Here is a 21,709-nt window from a genome sequence, read left to right as displayed (position 1 = left end):
ACGATTGTCAGACATGCCCTAGGCGGTGCCCCCCCGGACCCGGCCCGGCCCCGCGCCCCTGCTCCCCGGCCGGCCTCACCCGGGCCGGCCCACCGCCTTGAGGTACCCGGAGAACCCGCCGGGGGTCCGCCCCTCCAGGCGGGACGAGGTGAGCACGCGGGTGGTGTCGGTGGCGATCACGCGCACCCGGCGGCCGTCACCGCCGTCGCGCTCCCCCGCCAGGGCCCGCACGGCCTCGGCCAGGCCGACGTCCTCGTGCTCGGCCACCGGCGGGAACCCGCCCACGGCCTCGTACAGCGACCACGGCAGTCCCAGGTTGGCCCCGTGCACGTGCGGGTGCCCCTCCTCGTGCCGGTAGCCGCGGAGCCAGGCCTGCCGCAGCGGCCCCTGGTGCACGTCCACCGTGCCCAGCACGAGCACCTCGTCGCGGCCGGCGGCCACGGTCTGCGCCAGCAGCCAGTCGGCGGGGACGCGGCTGTCCGCGTCGGTGGAGGCGAGCCAGAGGCGCTCGGCCGGCACGTCGGGGAACAGCGCGCGGGCCCGGCAGGCGCCCTCGAGGCGGGCCCGCCCGACGCCGGCCTGCCCGGCGGTCGGCTCCCCCAGTTCGAGGACGTGGATGCGCGGGTCGGCGGCGCGGGCCTCGAGGGCGGCGGCCACCGTGGCGTCCTCGCAGCGGTCCGCGGCGACCACGACCGCGGCCGTGCCCTGCGCGTGGTGCTCCTCCCAGCGGTCCAGGGCGGCGGTGAGGGCCGCGAGCGCGGCCGGCAGCCGCTCCTGTTCGTCCTTGGCGGGCACCACGACGACGGCATGGGTCGCGGCGGCGGCCCGCACGTGGAGGCTGATCCGGAAGTCGTCCTCCACAAGCTCGGTGCGCAGCCGCCAGCGCGGGTCGGCTGCGACGCGCGCGTGCACGGCGTCCCCGTCCAGCGGCCAGCCCTCGATGGGGTGGCGCCAGTGGCACAGCAGCAGCTCGCCGCCGGGGGCGAGCGCGGCGTCGGCGTCGTCGATCAGCGCGTCGAGCTCCTCGGGCTGCAGGAAGTAGCCGATCTCGGAGGCGATCACGAGGTCCGCGCCGGCGACGTCGGCCGGCCAGTCCGCGGGCAGCACGGCTCGGCGCACCTCGGCGTGCGGCGCGCCGGCCAGCCGGGCGGCGGCGCGCTCGACGGCGGTGGAGGACGCCTCGAGGCCGACCACGCGGTCCGCGCGCGCGGCCACGTCCGCGGTGAGCACGCCGATGGACGCGCCCGCCTCCACCACGGTCCCGTAGCGGGGCCGGGGCAGGGCGGCGAGGGTGAGCGCCCGTTTGCGGGCCTCGTACGACGAGCTGAGGTAGCGCCACGGGTCCTCCTGGGCCCGATAGAGCCGGTCGAAGACGGCGGCGGCCCGGTTGGCGTCGGCGTCGTCGGGGCCGGAGACGCGGTGGGCCTCGAACGGGCGCTCGTGGTGGGCGAGCACGACGGGGCCGAGGATCGCCTCGTCGCCGGGCGCGTCGGAGAGGGGCCGGACCTGGGAGGCGTGCGCGTCGAGGGCGGCACGGCGGGCGGCCCGGTCGTCGTCGGTGAGCGGCAGCCGTCGGTAGCGGCGGGCGGGCAGGTCGGCCGGGTCGGCCCAGTGCCAGAACCAGATGGGGAAGGCGTAGAGCGGCAGGTCGCACTCGCCCGCGACCGCGCCGACGGCGCGGCCGACGGCCTCGTGGTCCGCGTGGCCGTCGCCGGGGTCGTGGGAGGCGAGCACGGCGGGGCCGGGGTGGGCGTCGAGGGCCGCGGCGACGGCGTCGCGCACGGCGTCCTCGTGCTCGGCCACGCCGGAGTCGGGCAGGGCCAGGGATGCCCAGGTCAGCCGGTCCCGCGCCGGGGAGCCGGGGCCCGCGGAGGCGGGCAGGCCGGCGGCGAGGGCGTCGAGGGCGTGCTCCATCTCGTCCCGGCGCAGCCGGACCAGGTCCTCGGGCGTGTGCGTGGGCGAGTGCGGGTGGGAGGCCTCGCCGGCGGTGGCGACCAGCACGTGCACGCGTGCCCCGCCGCGCAGGGCGGAGCGGATCAGGCCGGTGGCGGCGAGGGTCTCGTCGTCCGGGTGCGCCACGGCCAGGAGCAGCAGCGTCTGCGCGTCCCAGACGGGCAGGCGCAGCTCCGGCAGCTCGCCGACGCCGCCCTCGGCCCAGGCCGCCTCGGACGTGCCGTCGTCGGTGTGGGAGAAGCTCACCACGTCCAGCCGCCGTCGGTCTCGCCGGTCAGGAGCGCGGCGCCCAGCCGGGCGTCGTCGCGGTGTCCGTGGTGCTGGCGCAGGTAGACCTGCAGGTCGGCGACGGCGCGGGCGTGCGCGGCGCTGCCGGTGAGCGGGCCGGGGCCGGTGGCCTGCCCGACGACGTCCATCACCTCGGTGCACAGCTGCGCCACGGTGCCGCGGATCCGGTCGGCCTCGACCATGCCGCGGCCGTGGTCCAGGCGGCCGGCGTCCACGTCGTCGGCGGCACGGGCGAGCAGGGCGGCCATCGCATGGAGCAGCCGGTCGACGCGGCCGAGCGCCGCCTGGCCGATCTGGTCCGGGCCCGGTCCGCGGCCCTCGGCCTCGGCGGCCGCGCGGGCGGCGGTGGCGTTCCGCAGGGTGCGGGCGATGCCGACGGCGCCGCCGAACCACACCGCCGCCACGCCGATGCCGCCCCACGCGAAGCCGGGCCGGCGCAGGTACCACTCGGCGCCGCCGACGGCACTGCCGGGGACGGCGTCGAAGGCCAGGCCCACCGTGCGGATCGGGGCGAGGCCGAGCGCGGGCCAGGCCGAGTCGGTCTCGGCCACGCCGGGGTGGGACAGGTCCACGAGCACGGCGCGGCGGGTGCCGTCCGCCTCCCGGCCGGTCACGACGGCGGCCGCGCACCGGTCCGCGAGCGAGCACCACGGCTTCTCGCCGTCGAGCAGCCAGGCGGTGTCGGGGCCGTCCGGGGCGGGGCGGAGGGCCGGGGTGCGGCCGCCGGACTCGGAGGCGTAGACGCCGAGCAGCCCGGCCGGGGCGGGGACGCCGGCCTGGGACAGGATCGAGAGCGCGTCCAGATGGGGCTCGAGCACGCGGGCGGCCGAGAGGTCCTGCGCGGCGACGGAGGCGAGCAGCTCCCACTGCTCCCGGGTGCGCCCCGCGCCGGTCAGCGGCAGGTCGAGCGGGGCGGCGTCTTCGCCGGACGCGGCACCGGACGCCGCACGGAGCAGCCCGACCATCGCGTCGACGTCGCCGCCGCAGGCCGCGGCGGCCGCGAGGAGGGCCTGCTCGGCCGGGCGGTCCACGGCTCCACCCGGGACGAGACGGACGGGCTCGGGCTGGGCCATGGGTGGGGACCTCCTCGTCGACGGCGCCCGGGCCGGTGCGCCCCGGGGTCGAGGATTCACCGTAGTCAGCACGGGCACGGCGGGGAATGGCCGGTGCGCCGGGGGCGAAGCAGCCCGCTCTTTCTTGACATGTTCCAGAGAACCGGATGGGATCGACTGGCATGGAGACCACGACGCGGGATGAGGACGAGCGCACGCTGCTGCGCGGCGTCGGCCTGCGCGTGACCCGGCCCCGCCTGGCGGTGCTGACCGCCCTCGCCGACCACCCCCACGCGGACGCGTCCACCGTGCTGACCGCCGTGCGTCGGGCCCTGCCCGGCACCTCGCACCAGGCCGTCTACGACTGCCTCCACGCGCTCACCGAGGCCGGGCTCGTGCGCTCCCTGCAGCCCGCCGGCTCCCCGGCCCGCTACGAGATCTGCACGGGCGACAACCACCACCACCTCGTGTGCCGCGGCTGCGGCACGGTCGTGGACGTGCCGTGCCGCACCGGCTCCGCCCCGTGCCTCGACGCCCCCGAGGACCACGGCTTCGCGGTCGACGAGGCCGAGGTCTACTACTGGGGGCTGTGCTCCGGCTGCCGGGAGTGACCGCCGGCGTCGTCCCGCTGGGCCGCGCGTCTTCCCCCGTCCGCCCGCCCGTGCCAAGGTGAGGCACATGACCGAGAACACCGCCGCCCTGCCCGCCGCCGAGCGTCCCGGCACCCCCGCCCTGCCGCAGGACCTCATCGACGTCGACGCCCTCCTGGAGGCGTACCGCACCGGTCACCCGGACGTGACGGACCCGACGCAGAAGGTCGTGTTCGGCACCTCCGGCCACCGCGGCTCCGCGTTCACGACCTCGTTCAACGACGACCACATCGCCGCCATCACGCAGGCCGTGGTCGAGTACCGCGCGCACCACGGGATCACGGGGCCGGTCCTCGTCGGCAAGGACACGCACGCCCTGTCCGGGCCCGCGCAGGACACCGCCGTCGAGGTGCTGCTCGGCAACGACGTCGAGGTGCTCGTCGACTCCCGCGGCGGCTACACGCCCACCCCCGCCGTGTCCCACGCGATCCTGCACCTGAACGCCGGGCGCGAGCTGTCGCCGTCGGGCTTCGCGGTGGACGGGGACAACGCCGGCCTCGTGGACGGCCTCGTGATCACCCCCTCGCACAACCCGCCCGCGGACGGCGGCTTCAAGTACAACCCGCCCCACGGCGGCCCCGCGGACACCGAGGCGACCACGTGGATCGCCGACCGCGCCAACGAGCTGCTCGCCGGCGGGCTGGCGGGCGTGCACCGGGTGGCGGACGCCGACGTCGCCGGCCACGCGAAGCTGGGCAGCTTCGACTTCCTGGACCGGTACGTGTCCGATCTGCCGCAGGTGATCGACGTGGAGGCGATCCGCGAGGCGGGCGTGCGCATCGGCGCCGACCCCATGGGCGGGGCGTCCGTGGCGTACTGGGGCGAGATCGCCGACCGCCACGGGCTGGATCTGACCGTGGTGAACCCGGAGGTGGACCCGCGGTTCGGGTTCATGACCCTGGACTGGGACGGCAAGATCCGCATGGACTGCTCGTCGCCGAACGCGATGGCCTCGCTGATCGAGCGGATGACCCCGGACGCGGACGGGCAGGCGCCCTTCGACGTCGCCACCGGCAACGACGCCGACGCGGACCGGCACGGGATCGTCACCCCCGACGGCGGGCTGATGAACCCGAACCACTACCTCGCCGTGGCCATCGACTACCTGTATCGCCACCGCGAGCGGTGGCCCCAGAGCGCGGGCGTGGGCAAGACCCTGGTGAGCTCCTCGATGATCGACCGCGTGGCCGGGGACCTGGGCCGCGAGCTCGTGGAGGTGCCGGTGGGCTTCAAGTGGTTCGTGCCGGGCCTGCTGACGGGCACCGGTGTGTTCGGCGGCGAGGAGTCCGCGGGCGCGTCCTTCGTGCAGTTCGACGGCAGCCCGTGGTCCACGGACAAGGATGGGCTGCTGCTGTGCCTGCTGGCTGCGGAGATCATCGCCGTGACGGGCCAGTCCCCGTCCGAGCGGTACCGCGACCTCGTGGCCCTGCACGGCGACCCGGCGTACGCGCGCATCGACGCCCCCGCGACCGCCGAGCAGAAGGCGAAGCTGAAGACCCTCTCCCCCGACGACGTCCCCGTGACCGAGCTGGCCGGCGAGACCATCCTCGCGACGCTGACCAACGCCCCGGGCAACGACGCCCCGATCGGCGGGCTCAAGGTGGTGACGCAGCACGCGTGGTTCGCGGCGCGGCCCTCCGGCACCGAGGACGTCTACAAGATCTACGCGGAGTCCTTCCGCGGCCCCGAGCACCTGACGCAGGTGCAGGCGGAGGCGCAGCGGCTGGTGGACGCGGTCATCGGCTGACCCCCGCCCCATCTCCCCTCCCCCCGTCCGCTTTCGTTCGGGAAACGGCGGCGTGTCGCACCGCTTTCGTTCGGGAAACAGCGGGGCGCGTGCGCCGTTTCCCGAACGAAAACGCCGTGGCGCCCGTCGGGGCGGCACCAGCGGCCGGAGGACGACGACGGCGCCCCGCCCTGCCGCCGCACAGGGCCGCTCGGTAGCGTGGCCGGCATGAGCACGCAGCCCCCCGGTTCGACCACGGACTCCCCCGACACCCCCGCCGACGATCCCGTCCGCGAGCCGTTGCCCACCGAGGCCCTGCCGATCGCGCCGGCCGGGCCCCGACCCGAGGAGCCGCGGGCCGCCGTCGAGCGGCTGCGCGCCGCCGCCCGCTCCCGCGCCGCCCACCCGCGCGCGGTGCGGGTGCGCCAGCTCAAGGGCCTGAAGCGGATGCTGACCGAGCACGCGGACCGGTTCGTCGCGGCGCTCGGCACGGACCTGGGCAAGCCGGCCACCGAGGCCCTGATCACGGAGATCGTCTCGGTGCGCTCCGAGGTGGACCACGCGCTGCTGCACCTGACCGACTGGATGGAGCCGCGGCCCGTGAAGCTGCCGCTGGCCCTGCGGCCCGCGAGCGCGGAGGTCCGGCCGCGGCCCAAGGGTCTCGTGCTGGTCATCGGCGCGTGGAACTACCCGGTGCAGCTCGCGCTCGCCCCGGTCGTGGGTGCGCTGGCGGCCGGCAACACGGTGGTGCTCAGCCCGTCGGAGAAGGCCCCGGCCACGGCGGCGGCGCTGCGGGAGCTGGTGCCGCAGTACCTGGACTCCGCGCTGGTCTCCGTGGTGGCGGGCGGCAAGGAGTGCAACACCGCGCTGCTGGCGGAGCCGTGGGACCACATCCTCTACACCGGCGGGGAGCGCGTGGGCCGGATCGTCTACGAGGCGGCGGCGAAGACCCTCTCCCCCGTGACGCTCGAGCTGGGAGGCAAGTCGCCGGCGGTGGTGACGCCGTCGCGGAACACGGGCGCGATGGCCCGCCGCATCGCATGGGCGAAGTTCACCAACGCGGGCCAGACGTGCGTGGCCCCGGACTACGTGCTGGCCGTCGGCGAGGCCGCGCTGCGCCAGGTGACCGCCGAGCTCCCCGCAGCCCTGCGCGAGTTCTACGGCGACGACCCCCGCGCGTCGAGGGACTACGGCCGGCTCATCTCCGCCGAGCACGCGGAGCGGCTGCGGGCGATGCTCCAGGCGGACCTCGACGCCGGCGCCGAGCTGCTCGTCGGCGGCGACGTGGATGTGGCGGGGCGGTACATGGCGCCGACCGTGGTGACGGGCGTCACGCCGGACGGCGCGCTCATGCAGGAGGAGCTGTTCGGCCCGATCCTGCCCGTGCTGACCGTGGACACCTTCCAGGACGCCCTGGACTTCATCGCGGAGCGCCCGCACCCGCTGGCCGCGTACCTGTTCACGGACCGGCCGAGCTATCACCGGGCCTTCGACGACCAGGTGCAGGCCGGCGGCCTCGGCTACGACGTCGGCCTGCTGCACGCCGGCATCGCGACGCTGCCGTTCGGCGGGATCGGCGCGTCCGGGATGGGCGCGTACCACGGCATCCACGGGTTCGAGACGTTCTCCCACCTGCGCCCGTCCATCACGAAGTCGGACCAGGTGGACACGCTCAAGACCGCGTACCCGCCGTACGGGCGGATGAAGCGGGCGCTGCTGCCGAAGATGCTCTGAGGGGTGGGGGTCAGCGCTGCGGCCAGAAGCCGCGGCGGTCGTAGACCTCCGCGAGGACGTCGGCGCGGTCGGTCATGATCCCGTCGACACCGAGGTCGAGCAGGCGCTCGATCTCCGCGGGATCATCCACGACCCACACGTGCACCGGCAGCCCCGCCGCGTGGCACCGACGCACGAACTCGGGCCGCACCACGGGCACGCGGCCGTGCCGGACGGGCACCTGCACGCAGTCGACGTCGAGGGCGTGCCGGCGCAGCCAGCGGGTCAGTCCCAGCGGGCCCAGCGTCACGAGCGCTGCGATGGCGGCCGCCCCGCCCGACGTCGCCACCCGCTCCAGCCCGTACGCCCGCTCGGGGTGGCCGAGGCGGGCGAGGGCGCGGCGGAAGAGTCGGCGACGCGAGTCGTGGAACGACGCGACGAGCACGCGGTCCCAGGCGCCGTGCTCGGCGAGGATGCGGGCCAGGGCCGGGGCCGACGCGCGGTCCTTGAGGTCCACGTTGAGGCGGGCCTCAGGGAGCGCCGTGAGCAGCTCGGTGAAGCGCAGCAGCGGCTCCCCGCCGACCGTGACGTCCGCCAGCCGCTCCCACGTGTGGTCGCGCAGCCGGCCGCGGCCCGTGCTGACGCGGTCCAGGGTCTCGTCGTGGAACACGATGAGCTCGCCGTCCGCCGTGGTCCGCACGTCCAGCTCGAGGTAGGTGAACCCGGCGGCGTGGGCGCCCACGAACGCGGCCAGGGAGTTCTCCCGGTCGACGGCGGCGCCCCGGTGCGCGAACCCCAGCGGGTGGCCGCGACGGGCGGGGACGGAGTCGGTGAGGTAGGCGGGGGCGGGACGGGGCGAGGTCGGACGCACGGGATCACCGTAGCGGGACGGGCGGCCGGCTGCCCACCGCCGCAGCCGGGAACGCGAGAGGTCGGAATGAGCGTCAGATCCGCCCTCATTCCGACCTCTCGCGTGACAGGAGGGGCCGAAGCGCCCGCCCTCAGTCCTCCGCCGGCAGCTCCAGCATGGGGCGGTGCTCGTAGAAGGTCTGCAGCACCACGGTGGTCCGGGTGGACACCGACGCCGTCTGGCGGATCTCCGTCACCAGCGCCTCGAGCTCCCGCGGCGAGCCCACGCGCACGAAGAGCATGTACGCGGCGTCGCCGGCCACGGAGTGGCACGCCTCGATCGCCGCGATGGACTCGAGGAGCTCGGGGGCGTCGTCGGGCTGACGCGGGTCCAGCGGGCTGATCTCGATGAAGGCGGAGAGCGGCTTGCCCACGGCCTCGGGGTCGAGCAACGCGCGGTAGCCCGTGATCACGCCCGTGCTCTCGAGCCGGCGCAGGCGCGCCTGCACCGCGGACGTCGACAGGCCGACCCGCTCGGAGAGCTGGGCGAGCGTGGCGCGCGGGTCATGGGAGACGGCGGCCGCGAGCCGCGTATCGACAGGGTCGTCCATGCGCGGCACGCTATCAGCCGTCCCCGGCCACGGGGTTGACAGCCCCCCATCCTCATGGAACTCTTCCGGCAAGTGATCCGCGTCACCGGATATTTTCCGGCGAGTCGACCTCAGGAGGGTTCCATGTCCACCATTCTGCAGCCCGCCCGGACCGACGTCGTCGTCCCGGAGACCCCGGCCGACGCGCGCACCGTCGAGACCCACCCGGCCTGGCTCCGCCTCAAGGCCGCCGCCACCGCCCTGCAGCCCCTGCAGGTCAAGGACGGCTCCATCCCGGACCCGGCGGACCACGCCGCCGCGCGCGAGCACGTGGAGACCATCGTCGCCGCCGTCGAGGAGCTCGCCCCGCTCTTCCCGCACGACGCCGCCTACCTCGCCGCCCTGCCCCGCGACTTCGCCCGCTGGGCCGACGGCGGCTTCGCCGAGCCCGATTTCCTGGACTCCCTCGTCGCCTTCCAGCCGCAGGAGCACCGCGTCGACGGCGTCCGGCACCTCGTGGTCTTCCCGATGTACACGCAGAACGGCTCCCCCGACCGGCACGTGGAGGCCCTCGTCGTCGAGACCATCTGGCCCGAGTTCATCGCCGAGCTCGAGGCCGGCGACTACGGCAACCGCCTCTTCGTCTCCCTGCGCCTGATCGACTTCACCCCCGGCTACGACACGAACTCGGCCGTCCTCTTCCCCGAGACCGTGGCCATGCGGGAGATCCCCACCTTCACGTGGGGCGCCATCTTCCAGGACCGCGAGGCCGCCCGCTTCCGCCGGGTCGTCTCCGCCGCCGCCGAGATCACCCAGCTCGAGCTCCCGGCCGAGCTCGCCGAACTGCTCTCCAGCCAGGAGCTCGCCGAGGGCACCTTCGTGATGTGGGACCTCATCCACGACCGCACGCACATGCGCGGCGACCTGCCCTTCGACCCGTTCATGATCAAGCAGCGCATGCCCTTCTTCCTCTACACGCTCGAGGAGATGCGCTGCGACATGACCGCCTTCCGCGAGTGCGTGGCGATCGAGCGCCGCCTCACGGCGCGCGCCGCCGCCGGCGAGCAGCTCACCGCGCTCGAGGAGCAGACCCGCCGCCACGCCGGGCTCGTGCAGCACGCCGTCCTCTTCGACCGGGTCTTCCGCTTCGCCCTCACCGGCTCCCGCGTCCGCAACTACGACGGCCTCGGCGGCCAGCTGCTCTTCGCCTGGCTGCACCGCAAGGACGTGATCCAGTGGCGCGACGTCGAGCTCAGCGTGGACTGGGACCGGCTCGCCAACGCCGTCGTCGAGCTGGGCGACGCCATCGACACGCTCTACTGGGAGTCCATCGACCGCCCCAAGACCGTGCACTGGCTCCAGGCCTACGAGCTCGTCGCCTCCGTGGTCACCCCGCACCCGGCCTCCGTGTGGGCGCAGGGCCTGCCGCGCGAGGTGCTCGCCGGCCCGCCCAAGGGCTACACCGACCTCGTGCTCGACGACGAGTTCCCGCTGTCCATGTTCTTCGAGGCCCTCGAGAAGAAGATGTGCGGCGTCATCGAGTCCACCGCCGGGATCCGCGGCACGGACGCCTGACCCGTGGCCGCCCTGACCGACCGCGCCGTCCTGATCGCGGGCGCCACGAGCGCCTCGGGCCGGGCCGCCGCCCGCACCCTCCTCGACGCCGGCGCGCACGTCGTCGCGACCGGGCGCGACGCCGCGAAGCTCGCCCCCCTCGCCGAACTCGGCGCCGAGACCGCGGCCCTGGACCTCACGGACGAGACCGCCGTCCGCGGCCTCGTCGAGGACCTGCACGCCCGCGGCACCCGGATCGACGGCCTGCTCCACCTGGTGGGCGGCTGGCGCGGCGGCGGGGGCCTCGCCGGCCAGACCGAGGAGGACTACCGCGCCCTCGAGGCCTCGTTCACGGCGCTGCGGCACGTGAGCCGGGCCCTCGACGACGACCTGCGGGCCTCGTCCGCCGGTCGCCTCGCGATCGTCTCGTCCACGGCGGTGACCCGGCCGCTCGCCGGCGGCGCGAACTACGCCGCGGTGAAGGCGGCGAGCGAGGCATGGACCCGCGCGGTCGCGCAGGGCTGGGCCAAGGCCGCCCGGGACGCGGAGGCGCCGCTGCGCTCGGCGGCCGTCGTGTTCCGTGTGAGGTCCCTCGCCGGGCTCGAGGAACGGCTGGCCGAGGAGTACGCGCGACTGTGGAAGGCTGAGGCGGGCGCGCTGAACGACGCCGTCCTCACGCTCCAGGAGAAGGGAACGGACTGACATGCAGAGGATCCACGATCCGCAGGAGCGGGGCTTCGCCTCGGACAACTACTCCGGCGTCCACCCGGAGGTGCTCGCGGCGATCGCCGAGGCCAACGGGGGCCACCAGGTCGCCTACGGCGAGGACGTGTACACGGCGCGTCTTCAGGAGGTCGTGGCCCAGCACTTCGGCAAGGACGCCACCGCGTGGCCGATGTTCAACGGGACCGGGGCGAACGTCGTCGGGCTCCAGGCCATGCTGCCCCGCTGGGGCGCGGTGATCTGCGCGGACACCGCGCACATCCACGTGGACGAGGGCGGCGCGCCCGAGAAGTCCGCCGGCATCAAGCTGCTGCCCGTGGCCACCGACGACGGCAAGCTCACCCCCGAGCTGATCGCCGCCGAGGCCTGGGGCTGGGGTGACGAGCACCGCGCCCAGCCCCTGGTCGTCTACCTCACCCAGTCCACCGAGCTCGGCACGGTCTACACCCCGGACGAGGTCAAGGCCATCACGGACTACGCCCACGAGCACGGGATGCGCGTCTACATGGACGGCGCCCGCATCGCCAATGCCGCGGCCTCCCTGGGCCTGCCGCTGCGCGCCTTCACCACCGACGTCGGCGTGGACGTGCTCTCCCTCGGCGGCACCAAGAACGGGGCGCTGCTGGCCGAGGCCGTCGTCGTGCTCGACCCGGACGCCGCGGACGGCCTCGTGTACCTGCGCAAGAACCAGATGCAGCTGGCCTCGAAGATGCGCTTCATCTCGGCGCAGCTGCTCGCCCTGTTCGACGGCGACCTGTACCTGCGCTCCGCCCGCCACGCCAACGCCATGGCCGCCCGGCTGCGCGCCGGCATCGAGGCGGGGGTCGCCGACGGCTCGCTGGCCGGCGTCGAGTTCACGCAGGCCACGGACGCCAACGCCGTGTTCGCCGTCCTGCCCGAGGGCGTGGCCGACCGGCTGCGCGCCCGCTTCCGGTTCTACGACTGGGACGCGGCGCGCCGCGAGGTGCGCTGGGTGTGCGGCTTCGACACGACCGAGGAGGACGTGGACGCGTTCACGGCGGCGCTGCGCGCCGAACTCGTCCCCGCCGTCTGACGGACGCGCCCGGCCGGGATACCCTTCTACCACCGTGCAGCAGGGTGGGACGCCGCGGCCTTCGACGCGCGTCCGACCGCTCCTCCACCGAAAGGCCACCGTGGACACCAGCGCACCCCGGACGTCCCCGTCGACGCCGGCCGCCTCCGCCGCCCACGCCACCCATGAGGGCGGCTCCCTGCAACGCACCCTCAAGTCCCGGCACCTGACGATGATCGCGATGGGCGGCGCCATCGGCACGGGCCTGTTCGTGGCCTCGGGCAACACCATCGCGACCGCCGGCCCCGGTGGCGCCCTCGTGGCCTATGTGGCCATCGGCTTCATGGTGTTCCTGCTGATGCAGTCGCTCGGCGAGATGTCCACGTACCTGCCGGTCTCCGGCGCGTTCGAGGAGTACTCGACCCGCTTCGTGAGCCCCTCGTTCGGCTTCGCCATCGGCTGGAACTACTGGTACAACTGGGCGATCACGGTGGCCGCCGAGCTCGTCGCGGCGGCCCTGATCATGCGGTACTGGCTCCCGGACGTGCCCTCGTGGATCTGGTCCGCGATCTTCCTCGCGCTGCTCTTCGGCCTCAACGCCCTCTCCACGCGCGCCTACGGCGAGAGCGAGTTCTGGTTCTCGCTCATCAAGGTCGCCACGGTGGTGATCTTCCTGGTGCTCGGCGTCCTGATGATCGTCGGCATCCTCGGCGGCTCCTCCCCCGGCTTCCACAACTGGACGGACGGCGAGGCCCCCTTCGTGGGCGGCGGCGCCGGCATCCTGGCGATCTTCATGGTGGCCGGCTTCTCCTTCCAGGGCACCGAGCTGGTCGGCGTGGCCGCGGGCGAGGCCGAGGACCCGGAGAAGAACGTGCCCAAGGCGATCCGCACCGTGTTCGTGCGCATCCTGCTCTTCTACGTCGGCGCAATCACCGTCGTCGGCTTCCTCATCCCCTACACCAGCCCCCACCTGCTGGGCAGCGACGTCGAGGACATCTCGATCTCCCCGTTCACGCTCGTCTTCGAGAACGCGGGCGTGCTCGCCGCCGCCTCCGTGATGAACGCCGTGATCCTCACGGCCATCCTCTCCGCGGGCAACTCGGGCCTGTACGCCTCCACCCGCATGCTCTGGGCCCTGGCCGACTCCGGCAAGGCCCCGCGCTTCCTGGCGAAGGTGAACCGGCGCGGCGTGCCCATGAACGCCCTCTACGCCACCACCGCGGTGGGCGCGGCGTGCTTCCTGACCACGTTCATCGGGGACGGCGCCGCCTACGTGTGGCTCGTCTCCGCCTCGGGCCTGGCCGGGTTCATCGTGTGGATGGGCATCGCCTGGAGCCACTACCGGTTCCGGCAGGCCTACGTCGCGCAGGGCCACGATCCGAAGGATCTGCCCTACCGCGCCTTCCTGTTCCCCCTCGGCCCGATCGTCGCGCTGGTCATGTGCGCCGTCGTGATCCTCGGCCAGAACTACCAGGCGTTCATGGGCGACGTGGACCTCGTGGCCGTGGCCAGCGCGTACATCGGCCTGCCCCTGTTCCTCGCGCTGTGGCTCGGCCACAAGCTCGTCACCGGCTCGACGCCGGTCCGCTACGAGGACGCCGACCTCACCCGCGTCCTGGACTGAGTCCCCCACCTCGGAGGTCGCCGTGCCCGCCCCCTCCTCCCACGCTCCCGCCGCCACCCACACCGCCCGGGGCCGCCTGGTCTGGGTGGACGTCGCGCGCGGCCTGGCCCTGGTCGCGATGATGGTCGCCCACACGGCGCCCGCCGGCGGCCCGGGTGGGGTGCTCCACCTCTCCGAGCACCTCACCGCGCCCCTGTTCGCGGCGCTCGTGGGCGTGGGCGCGCGCCTCGAGGTGGAGTGGCTGGGCCGTGGCCGGGCCGTGCCCCGCGCGCTTGTGCGGGCGGCCGCCCTGTTCGGGGCGGCGTGGCTGACCGGGCTCTTCGGGGCGGCCGTCGTGAACGTGCTGGCGCACCTGGCTGTGCTCACGGTGCTCATGGCACTGCTGGCCGCCCTCCCCCTCGCCGCGCACCTCGTGCTCGCCGTCCTGGCCGGCGGAGGCGGCCTCCTGCTCGCCGCCACACCGACGGCCGACGTCGTCGACCGGCTCCTCCCCGCCGCGCAGGCGCTCGGGCTGAGCCGCGCGACGCTGACCCCGTGGGTCTCCGCGTTCCTCACGGACGGCCCGTACCGTCTCCCCCTGTTCCTCGCGTGGGCGCTGCTGGGGGCGGTGCTGGTCGCCACCGTCCACGGCACGACGACGGCGGCCCCGGCCCGGCGCGCACGGCTCACGGGGCTCGCCTGGGCGGCCGGGGGGATCGCGCTGGCCGGCGTCGTGCTCGCCCTGTCCCGGACGCAGACCGGCGCCGCCCCCCTGCCCTACACGGCGACCCCCGCGGAGGCCCTGCTGGACACGGGCCTGGTGCTCGCCGTCCTCGGTGCGTGCGCGGCCCTGGCGCCGCGGCGGGCCGGGCTGCTGGCCGTGCCCGGCGCGATGACGCTGTCCGTGTACGTGGCGCACCTGTGGTACCTCGGCTGGGTGCGGCGGCTCGGACCCGGGCCGTGGCGCAGCGCCACCGGCGCGGACGACACGTGGTTCAACCTGGCCGTGCTGGTCGTCGGCGCGCTGCTGCTGCCGCTGCTGTGGCGGGCCGTCGTGCGCGTCGGCCCGTTCCGCGCGGGGCCGCTCGAGGGCGTCGTCCGCCTGCTGACGGCCCCGTTCGACCGCGCGCGCTGACCGACGTCCATCCCAGCGGGTAGCCTCAAGAGCGTGAGCGAGCGAACCACCTACCTGCTGATCGACGGCGAGAACATCGACGCCACCCTCGGCACGTCCATCCTGCAGCGGCGCCCCCAGCCCGACGAGCGGCCACGCTGGAAGCGCCTGCTCGGCTACCTCGAGGACCGCTGGGACCAGCCGGTCAAGGGCCTGTTCTTCCTCGCCATCGACGGCGAGATCCCCATCCCGTTCGTCCAGGCGCTCACCGCCCTCGGCTTCCAGCCGATCATGCTGCGCGGCGAGGGCAAGGTCGTGGACATCGGCATCCAGCGCACCGCGGAGGCGCTGCTGGGCCGGGAGGACGACGTCGTCCTCGTCAGCCACGACTCCGACTTCGCCCCCCAGCTCACCGACCTCGCGGCCACGCCGGGCCGACGCACCGGGATCATGGGCTTCGAGGAGTTCCTCTCCCACGAGCTGCGCCGCATCCCCGGGGTCGAGTTCTTCGACCTGGAGCACGCGGTGGGCGCGTTCGACTCGTCCCTGCCGCGCCTGCGCGTGATCGACGTCGAGGCGTTCGACCCGTACGAGTTCCTCTGACCCGCCGGGGGTGGCCCGCGGCTCAGTCCGTGGGCAGCTCCAGCAGGCGTTCGACGGTGGCGGCCACCCCGTCGTCGTCGCACGCCCCGACCACGCCGTCCGCCGCGGCCAGCAGCGACGGATGGCCCGAGGCCACGGCCAGGCCGAGACCAGCCCACTGGAGCATCTCCAGGTCGTTGGGCATGTCCCCGAACGCGACGACGTCGACCGGCGCGACCCCCCGGCTCGCGGCGAACTCGGCGAGGGTCGCGGCCTTGTGCACGCCCGGGGCGGACATCTCCACGAGCGCGATGCCGGGCGCGGAGTGCGTGGCACTCACGAGCTCGTCCAGCTCGGCGCGGGCCGCGGCGAGGAAGGCGTCCGGGGCCAGGGTGTCCGAGCGGGCCAGCAGCTTCACCACGCCCAGCCGACCCGGCAGCGCGGCCTCGAGCGTGGCCGCCGCGTGGACCTCGGCCCGGAACTCGGCGCGCTCGGAGAACGCGTGCTCCCAGAAGAAGCCCTCGAGGGTCTCGGCGCCGAAGGACACGGTGCGGTCCAGGGCGCGCAGCCGGTCCGTGGCTGTCCACACGGCCTCGACGGGCATGGGGTGGGCGATCAGGACGTCGTCCGTGGCGGTGTCCACGAGGACGGCGCCGTTGGAGCAGATCACCGGGCCGACGGGGCCGAGCTGCGCGCTCAGCGGGCCGAGCCAGCGGAGGGGACGGCCGGTCACGAACACCACCTCGACGCCGGCGTCGTGGGCGTCCCGCAGCGCCGCGATGGTGCGCGGGCTCAGGCGCCCCGACCGCGTGTGCCGGTACCCGATGATGGTGCCGTCCAGGTCCGTCGCGATCATCCGCGGACGGCGCGAGGGCAGGGGCAGGGCGGGCATGCGCTCAGTCTAGGCCGGGGCCGTGCGGCGGGCCGGGGTGTCCTCCGCGGGCGAGCGGGGGCACGATGGGGGCGTGGACACCGCACAGCAGACCACCGCACAGGACACCGCCCCGGACCCCGCGTCGACGACGCCCCGCACGGTCACCGTCACCGGCGCCGCCGGCAACATCGGCTACGCGCTGCTCTTCCGCATCGCCGCCGGCGGGATGCTCGGCCCGGACACCCCGGTCCGGCTGCGCCTGCTCGAGATCCCGGCCGCCCTGGGCGCCGCGGAGGGCACCGCCATGGAGCTCGCCGACGCGGCCTTCCCGCTGCTGGCCGACGTGGAGGTCACGGACGACCCGGCCCGCGCCTTCGACGGGGTCCAGCACGCGCTGCTCGTCGGCGCGCGGCCGCGCACGAAGGGCATGGAGCGCGGCGACCTGCTCGAGGCGAACGGCGGGATCTTCGGGCCTCAGGGCCGGGCGATCAACGACCACGCGGCGCAGGACGTGCGGGTCGTCGTCGTCGGGAACCCGGCCAACACCAACGCGCTGATCGCCGCCGCCCACGCCCCGGACGTGCCGGCCGCGCGCTTCACGGCGCTGACCCGGCTGGACCACAACCGGGCCGTGGCGCAGTTGGCCGCGCGGGCCGGCGTCGCGGTGACGGACGTGTCCGGCGTGACGATCTGGGGCAACCACTCCGCCACCCAGTTCCCGGACCTCACCCACGCCCGCGTGCGGGTGGACGGGACGTGGCGGCCGGCGCTCGAGGTGGTGGACCCGGTGTGGGCGAGCGAGGAGTTCGTGCCGCGCGTGGCGAAGCGGGGCGCGGAGATCATCGAGGTGCGCGGGGCGAGCTCGGCGGCGTCGGCGGCGTCCGCGGCGATCGATCACCTGCGCGACTGGACTCTCGGCACCGGTGCGGACGCGGACGGTGCGCCGCGCCGGACGTCGGCCGCGGTGGTCTCGGACGGCTCCTACGGGGTGCCGGAGGGGCTGGTCAGCTCGTTCCCCGTGACGTCCGACGGCGGCACCGCGTGGCGGATCGTGCCGGGGCTGGAACCGGACGAGTCCGTGCTGCCGGGTGAAGGAGGGCGGCTGGCCGCGACCGTCGCCGAGCTGGAGGCCGAGCGCGACGCCGTGCGAGGGCTGGGCCTGCTCTGAGGCGGCCGGGATCGGCTGCGTGACTGACCCTTCTGGGGCGTCCCCGCCCGCCGGAAGGGTCAGCTGCGCAACAGATTCGTGCGGGGACGGGAGGGCGTGGGGTCAGTCCGCCAGCTCGGCCCGCGTGGGCGGGTCCGCCCCCGGGCGGGAGGCCGTGATCGCCGACGCGCGGGAGGCGTAGATCAGCACCGACTCGACGTCGGCCGGGTCCATCGCGTGCAGGCGGCCGCGGTTCGCGGCGCCGAGCAGGGAGCGGTCGTCGAGGGCGGCGAGCAGGGCGGCGGTGAACGAGTCGCCGGCGCCCACGGTATCCGCGACGTCCACGGGCACGATCGGGCGCTCCACCACGCCATGCGCGGTGACGGCCACGATGTCCTCGGCGCCGCGGGTCATCACCACGAACGCCGGGCCCATCTGCTGCCACGCCTGCAGCGACTCGCGCAGCGGGCGGTCCGGGTACAGCCACGCGATGTCCTCGTCCGAGGCGTGCACCACGTCCGCCAGCCGCACGGACTCCTCCGCGCGGGCGCGGGCGAACGCCCGGTCCGGCACGATCGTGGGCCGCACGTTGGGGTCGTAGCTGATGGTCGTGACCGCGGAGATCCGCTCGAGCAGGGCCATCACCTCGGCGTCGCCGGGGGCGAGCATGGTGGCGATGGAGCCGGCATGCATGTGGTGCAGCGGGCCGCCGGCGGCGTCGTCGAAGTCCCGGGCGAGCGCGGCGGCGGGCGGCAGCGTCCAGTCCAGCTCGAACTCATAGCTGGCGGCGCCCGTGGGGTCCAGGCGGGCGGTGGCCACGGAGGTGGCGGCGGCATCCGGCTCGAGCAGGCAGCGCACGCCGTTCTCCCGCAGGTGCGAGGCGATCATGTCCCCGTGCGCATCGCGGCCGAGGCGGCCGGCGAACAAAACGGGCCGCTCCAGCCGGCTCAGGCCCACGGCTACGTTCAGGGGGCTGCCCCCGACGTGCACGCGGGGGGTCGCGGTGTCCGAGACCACGACGTCGACGAGCGCCTCTCCGATCACACCACAGTACTGAGCCACGCGCCCCACGGTACCCTAATCACCGGCGCGGAACCGGGGCTGTGCGCAGGCTTCCAGGCCCCCGAGAAACGCCCGACACCCCCATCCCCGACCCCTCGGCAGGCGGCCATGTCCCCCACCCCCACCCGGCCCTCGCGCGGCCCCGGCTGGCGCCTCCACGGCGACGGCCGCACCATCACCCCGGGCACCGTCGTCGCCCCGGACGAGCGGCTGAGCTGGCCGCGGACCGTGGGCATCGGCGTGCAGCACGTGATGGCCATGTTCGGTGCCACCGTGCTCGTGCCCGCCCTGACCGGGATGCCCGCGACGACGGCGCTGCTCTTCTCCGGCCTCGGCACCCTGCTCTTCCTGGTCATCACGGGCAACCGCCTGCCCTCGTACCTGGGCAGCTCGTTCGCGTTCATCGCACCGCTGACGGCCGCCGCCACGATCGGCGGCACGGGGGCCGCGCTCGGCGGCATCCTCGTGACGGGCCTGCTGCTCACGGTGATCGGCGTGATCGTGCACCGCGCCGGCACCGGCTGGATCCACACGCTCATGCCGCCGGCGGTGATGGGCACGATCGTGGCCCTGATCGGCCTCAACCTCGCCGGCGCCACGACGACGGCCATGCAGGAGGTGCCCGTCACCACGTTCGGCACGGCCCTGGCGGTGGTGCTCACGGCCGTGACGTTCCGGGGGCTCCTGGGCCGCCTGTCCATCCTCGTGGGCATCGTGGTGGGCTACGTACTGGCCCTCGCGCAGGGCCAGGTGGACTTCGCCGCCGTCGGGGAGGCCGCCTGGATCGGGCTGCCGCCCTTCCACGGCCCGGAGCTGCGCTGGGACCTGCTGCCCCTGTTCCTGCCCGTGGTGCTCGTGCTGGTCGCGGAGAACATCGGCCATGTCAGGACCGTCGGGCTGATGACCAAGCGCGACCTGGACCCGCTCACCGGCCGTGCCCTGATCGCGGACGGCCTCTCCACCATGCTCTCCGGCGCGGGCGGCGGCGTCGGCACCACCACGTATGCGGAGAACATCGGCGTGATGGCCAGCTCGCGCGTCTACTCGACGGCGGCGTACTGGGTGGCCGGCCTGACCGCGATCGCCCTCGCGTTCCTGCCGAAGTTCGGGGCCGCCGTCGCCACCATCCCGGCCGGGGTGGCCGGCGGCGCGGGCATCATCCTCTACGGGATGATCGGCATGATGGGCGTGCGCATCTGGGTGCAGAACCGCGTGGACTTCTCCAACACCGTGAACCTCATGACGGCGGGTGCGGGCCTGATCATCGCGATCGCCGACCCCCAGCTCGTGGTCGGCGGGCTCGTGTTCGGCGGCATCACGCTCGGCACGGTCGCCGCCCTGGTGGTGTACCACCTCATGACGGCGATCGCCCGCGCCCGCGGCACCGAGCCGGTGCCCGAGGACGAGGAGCAGTTCGAGGCCTCGGAGGCCGGCCGGCTCGGCTGACCCCGATCCCGCGCCACGCGCACTTTCGGTCGTGAGATAGGGCCAATCTCACGACCGAAAGCGCTGAGAACCCCCCTTTCACGTTCGAAAACGCTGGGCGGGGGCGGGCAGGGCGAGGCGGGGCGGGGGGCGGGCCCCGTCAGCCGGCCGCGACCTCCTCGTCGGCGAGGGCGAGGACCTGGTCGAGCACGTCGAGGCCGAAGCGCAGGTCCTCGTCCGAGATGTTCAGCGGCGGGCACAGGTGGAACCGGTTCTCGGCCATGAACAGCAGCAGCCCGCGGTCCTTCGCCTCGGCCATCATCCGCCCCATCACGGGCGCCACCTGACCGAGCGGGGCCAGCCGCTCCCGGGTCTGCCGGTCCTTCACCAGCTCGACGGCCCAGAACGCGCCGGCGCCGCGCACCTCGCCCACGCTCGGGTGGGCCGCAGCGATCTCGGCCAGGCGCGGCCCGATGATCTGATCGCCGATGCGCTTCGCATGGGCGACCATGCCCTCCTCCTCCATCGCGGTGATCGCGGCGACGGCGGCCGCGCACGCGAGGGGGTGGCCCGAGTAGGTCAGGCCGCCGGGGTAGGGCGTGGTCGCGAAGCTCTCGTAGACGTCGTCGCTCATGGCGACGCCGCCCAACGGCACATACCCGGAGTTGACCCCCTTGGCGAACGTGACGATGTCCGGGGTGACGCCCGTCAGCTGGTGGCCGAACCACTCGCCCACGCGGCCGAAGCCGACCATGACCTCGTCGATGATCAGCAGGATCCCGTGCTCACGGCACAGCTCCTTGACGCCGGCCATGTAGCCGGGCGGCGGCAGGAAGATGCCCGCGGTGCCGGGGACGGCCTCGAGGATCACGGCGGCCACGGTGGAGGGGCCCTCGAGCTCGATCACGTCGCGCAGGTGGGCCAGCGCGCGCTCGGCCTCCTGCTCGTCGCTCTCCGAGCCGAACGCGGAGCGGTACGTGTACGCGGGCTGGAAGTGCACGACGCCGTCGGACGCCGAGTCCGAGCCCACGCGCCGCAGGGAGCCGGTCAGGTTCGCCGTCAGGCGCGTGGCGCCGTGGTACGAGAGGTACGCGGAGAGCACCTTGTGCCGGCCCGTGTGCAGGCGTGCCATCCGCACCGCGTGCTCGTTGGCCTCCGCGCCCGCGTTCGTGAAGAACACGTGGTTGATGGACTCCGGCAGCCGCTCCGTGATCAGCCGGGCCGCCTCGGACCGGGCGTCGTTGACGTGCTGCGGGGCCACGGTGGCGAGCGTCTCGGCCTGCTCCCGGATCGCGGCCACGATCTTCGGGTGGCGGTGGCCGACGTTCGTGAAGACGAGCTGCCCGCTGAAGTCGACCATGGGCCGACCCTCGCCGTCCCACACCCACGACCCCTCGGCGTCGAGGATGGTCATGGGTGTGAGGTCGCGCTGCGCGCTCCACGAGTGGAACACGTGCGCGCGGTCGAGCTCGTGGGCGCGGCGGCCGCGCTCGATGGCCTCGTCGCTGATCCGGGGATCCCGGCGGCCGACGTGCTGCTGATGCTCGGACATGCGCCCTCCTTGAGTGTGATGCGGGTCATTCCGAGCATAGGCAGGCCCGCCCTCAGCGCGAGCTGGCGCCCCGCCGCCCGCGCGCCACCCCCACGAACGCCTGCACGAGCTCCGAGTCGGCCGCCTTGAGCCAGGCCAGGGCGACGTCCCAGCCGGGGTGCCGGGCCTCGTCGTCGCCCTGGCCCGCGGGATCCGCCCCGTCGACGACGGCGGCGCCCG

Annotated in this window: 18 protein-coding genes; 11 read left to right on the top strand and 7 right to left on the bottom strand. The window is 74.5% G+C overall.

Annotated elements, in window-relative coordinates:
* Window positions 1–75: 75 nt before the first annotated feature.
* Both SJ20_RS10415 and SJ20_RS10410 read right to left on the bottom strand, forming a co-directional pair.
* Window positions 76–2,199 carry a bifunctional PIG-L family deacetylase/class I SAM-dependent methyltransferase gene (locus SJ20_RS10415; RefSeq protein WP_044659861.1) on the bottom strand — a complete coding sequence of 708 codons (2,124 nt, stop codon included), beginning with the start codon at window positions 2,197–2,199 and terminating at the stop codon, window positions 76–78.
* Window positions 2,196–3,314, bottom strand: a complete 1,119-nt coding sequence (locus tag SJ20_RS10410) for an acyl-CoA hydrolase (protein ID WP_044659858.1) — start codon at window positions 3,312–3,314, stop codon at window positions 2,196–2,198. The genes SJ20_RS10415 and SJ20_RS10410 overlap by 4 nt, the downstream gene beginning before the upstream one ends.
* Window positions 3,315–3,475: 161 nt before the next feature.
* Between SJ20_RS10410 and SJ20_RS10405 the strand changes: the two genes are divergently transcribed.
* The 3 genes from SJ20_RS10405 to SJ20_RS10395 all read left to right on the top strand — a co-directional run bounded on the left by SJ20_RS10405 (window position 3,476) and on the right by SJ20_RS10395 (window position 7,403).
* Entirely contained in the window at window positions 3,476–3,904 is a 429-nt protein-coding gene (locus SJ20_RS10405) for a Fur family transcriptional regulator (protein WP_041103504.1), read from the top strand.
* A gap of 67 nt (window positions 3,905–3,971) precedes the next feature.
* Complete coding sequence (gene pgm / locus SJ20_RS10400) at window positions 3,972–5,690, top strand: phosphoglucomutase (alpha-D-glucose-1,6-bisphosphate-dependent) (RefSeq protein ID WP_044659857.1); 1,719 nt, start codon at window positions 3,972–3,974, stop codon at window positions 5,688–5,690.
* A gap of 207 nt (window positions 5,691–5,897) precedes the next feature.
* Window positions 5,898–7,403, top strand: coding sequence for an aldehyde dehydrogenase family protein (locus SJ20_RS10395; protein WP_052833461.1), 1,506 nt, complete (start codon window positions 5,898–5,900; stop codon window positions 7,401–7,403).
* Window positions 7,404–7,413: 10 nt separating this feature from the next.
* Here the strand turns inward: SJ20_RS10395 and SJ20_RS10390 are convergent, their stop codons facing one another.
* Window positions 7,414–8,253 carry a glycerophosphodiester phosphodiesterase gene (locus SJ20_RS10390; RefSeq protein ID WP_044659856.1) on the bottom strand — a complete coding sequence of 280 codons (840 nt, stop codon included), beginning with the start codon at window positions 8,251–8,253 and terminating at the stop codon, window positions 7,414–7,416.
* A gap of 130 nt (window positions 8,254–8,383) precedes the next feature.
* Window positions 8,384–8,842: an Lrp/AsnC family transcriptional regulator gene (locus SJ20_RS10385; protein ID WP_044659859.1), complete on the bottom strand. Its 459-nt coding sequence runs from the start codon at window positions 8,840–8,842 to the stop codon at window positions 8,384–8,386.
* A gap of 123 nt (window positions 8,843–8,965) precedes the next feature.
* On the opposite strand from SJ20_RS10385, the gene SJ20_RS10380 reads away from it, so the two are divergent.
* The 6 genes from SJ20_RS10380 to SJ20_RS10355 all read left to right on the top strand — a co-directional run bounded on the left by SJ20_RS10380 (window position 8,966) and on the right by SJ20_RS10355 (window position 15,451).
* Complete coding sequence (locus tag SJ20_RS10380; protein ID WP_044659855.1) at window positions 8,966–10,396, top strand: DUF6421 family protein; 1,431 nt, start codon at window positions 8,966–8,968, stop codon at window positions 10,394–10,396.
* Between the two features lie 3 nt (window positions 10,397–10,399).
* Window positions 10,400–11,077, top strand: coding sequence for an SDR family oxidoreductase (locus SJ20_RS10375; protein WP_044659854.1), 678 nt, complete (start codon window positions 10,400–10,402; stop codon window positions 11,075–11,077).
* Between the two features lies 1 nt (window position 11,078).
* The gene (locus tag SJ20_RS10370; RefSeq protein WP_044659853.1) at window positions 11,079–12,152 is read left to right on the top strand and encodes a low specificity L-threonine aldolase; all 1,074 of its coding nucleotides are present in this window, start codon (window positions 11,079–11,081) and stop codon (window positions 12,150–12,152) included.
* Between the two features lie 100 nt (window positions 12,153–12,252).
* Window positions 12,253–13,755 carry an amino acid permease gene (locus tag SJ20_RS10365; protein WP_044659852.1) on the top strand — a complete coding sequence of 501 codons (1,503 nt, stop codon included), beginning with the start codon at window positions 12,253–12,255 and terminating at the stop codon, window positions 13,753–13,755.
* Window positions 13,756–13,777: 22 nt separating this feature from the next.
* The gene (locus tag SJ20_RS10360) at window positions 13,778–14,869 is read left to right on the top strand and encodes a hypothetical protein (protein ID WP_044659851.1); all 1,092 of its coding nucleotides are present in this window, start codon (window positions 13,778–13,780) and stop codon (window positions 14,867–14,869) included.
* Window positions 14,870–14,902: 33 nt separating this feature from the next.
* Complete coding sequence (locus SJ20_RS10355; protein WP_036384994.1) at window positions 14,903–15,451, top strand: NYN domain-containing protein; 549 nt, start codon at window positions 14,903–14,905, stop codon at window positions 15,449–15,451.
* A gap of 22 nt (window positions 15,452–15,473) precedes the next feature.
* Here SJ20_RS10355 and SJ20_RS10350 read toward each other — a convergent pair whose 3' ends face one another.
* Window positions 15,474–16,322 (bottom strand): HAD family hydrolase, encoded by an 849-nt coding sequence (locus SJ20_RS10350; protein ID WP_036316534.1) that lies wholly within the window; start codon window positions 16,320–16,322, stop codon window positions 15,474–15,476.
* A 73-nt stretch (window positions 16,323–16,395) separates the two neighbouring features.
* On the opposite strand from SJ20_RS10350, the gene SJ20_RS10345 reads away from it, so the two are divergent.
* Entirely contained in the window at window positions 16,396–17,472 is a 1,077-nt protein-coding gene (locus SJ20_RS10345; RefSeq protein WP_044659850.1) for a malate dehydrogenase, read from the top strand.
* 102 nt (window positions 17,473–17,574) lie between these two features.
* Here SJ20_RS10345 and SJ20_RS10340 read toward each other — a convergent pair whose 3' ends face one another.
* Window positions 17,575–18,495, bottom strand: a complete 921-nt coding sequence (locus SJ20_RS10340) for a carbohydrate kinase (protein ID WP_010079702.1) — start codon at window positions 18,493–18,495, stop codon at window positions 17,575–17,577.
* 126 nt (window positions 18,496–18,621) lie between these two features.
* On the opposite strand from SJ20_RS10340, the gene SJ20_RS10335 reads away from it, so the two are divergent.
* Window positions 18,622–19,959 carry a uracil-xanthine permease family protein gene (locus SJ20_RS10335; protein WP_044659849.1) on the top strand — a complete coding sequence of 446 codons (1,338 nt, stop codon included), beginning with the start codon at window positions 18,622–18,624 and terminating at the stop codon, window positions 19,957–19,959.
* Window positions 19,960–20,098: 139 nt separating this feature from the next.
* On the opposite strand, the gene SJ20_RS10330 is transcribed toward SJ20_RS10335, so the two are convergent.
* Window positions 20,099–21,490, bottom strand: coding sequence for an aspartate aminotransferase family protein (locus tag SJ20_RS10330; RefSeq protein ID WP_044659848.1), 1,392 nt, complete (start codon window positions 21,488–21,490; stop codon window positions 20,099–20,101).
* Window positions 21,491–21,709 lie beyond the last annotated feature (219 nt).

Source organism: Micrococcus sp. MS-ASIII-49, from assembly GCF_000946635.1.
Lineage (GTDB): Bacteria > Actinomycetota > Actinomycetes > Actinomycetales > Micrococcaceae > Micrococcus > Micrococcus luteus.
The sequence above is the reverse complement of the archived record's forward strand: the minus strand, read 5'-3'. Positions and strand labels throughout refer to the sequence as shown.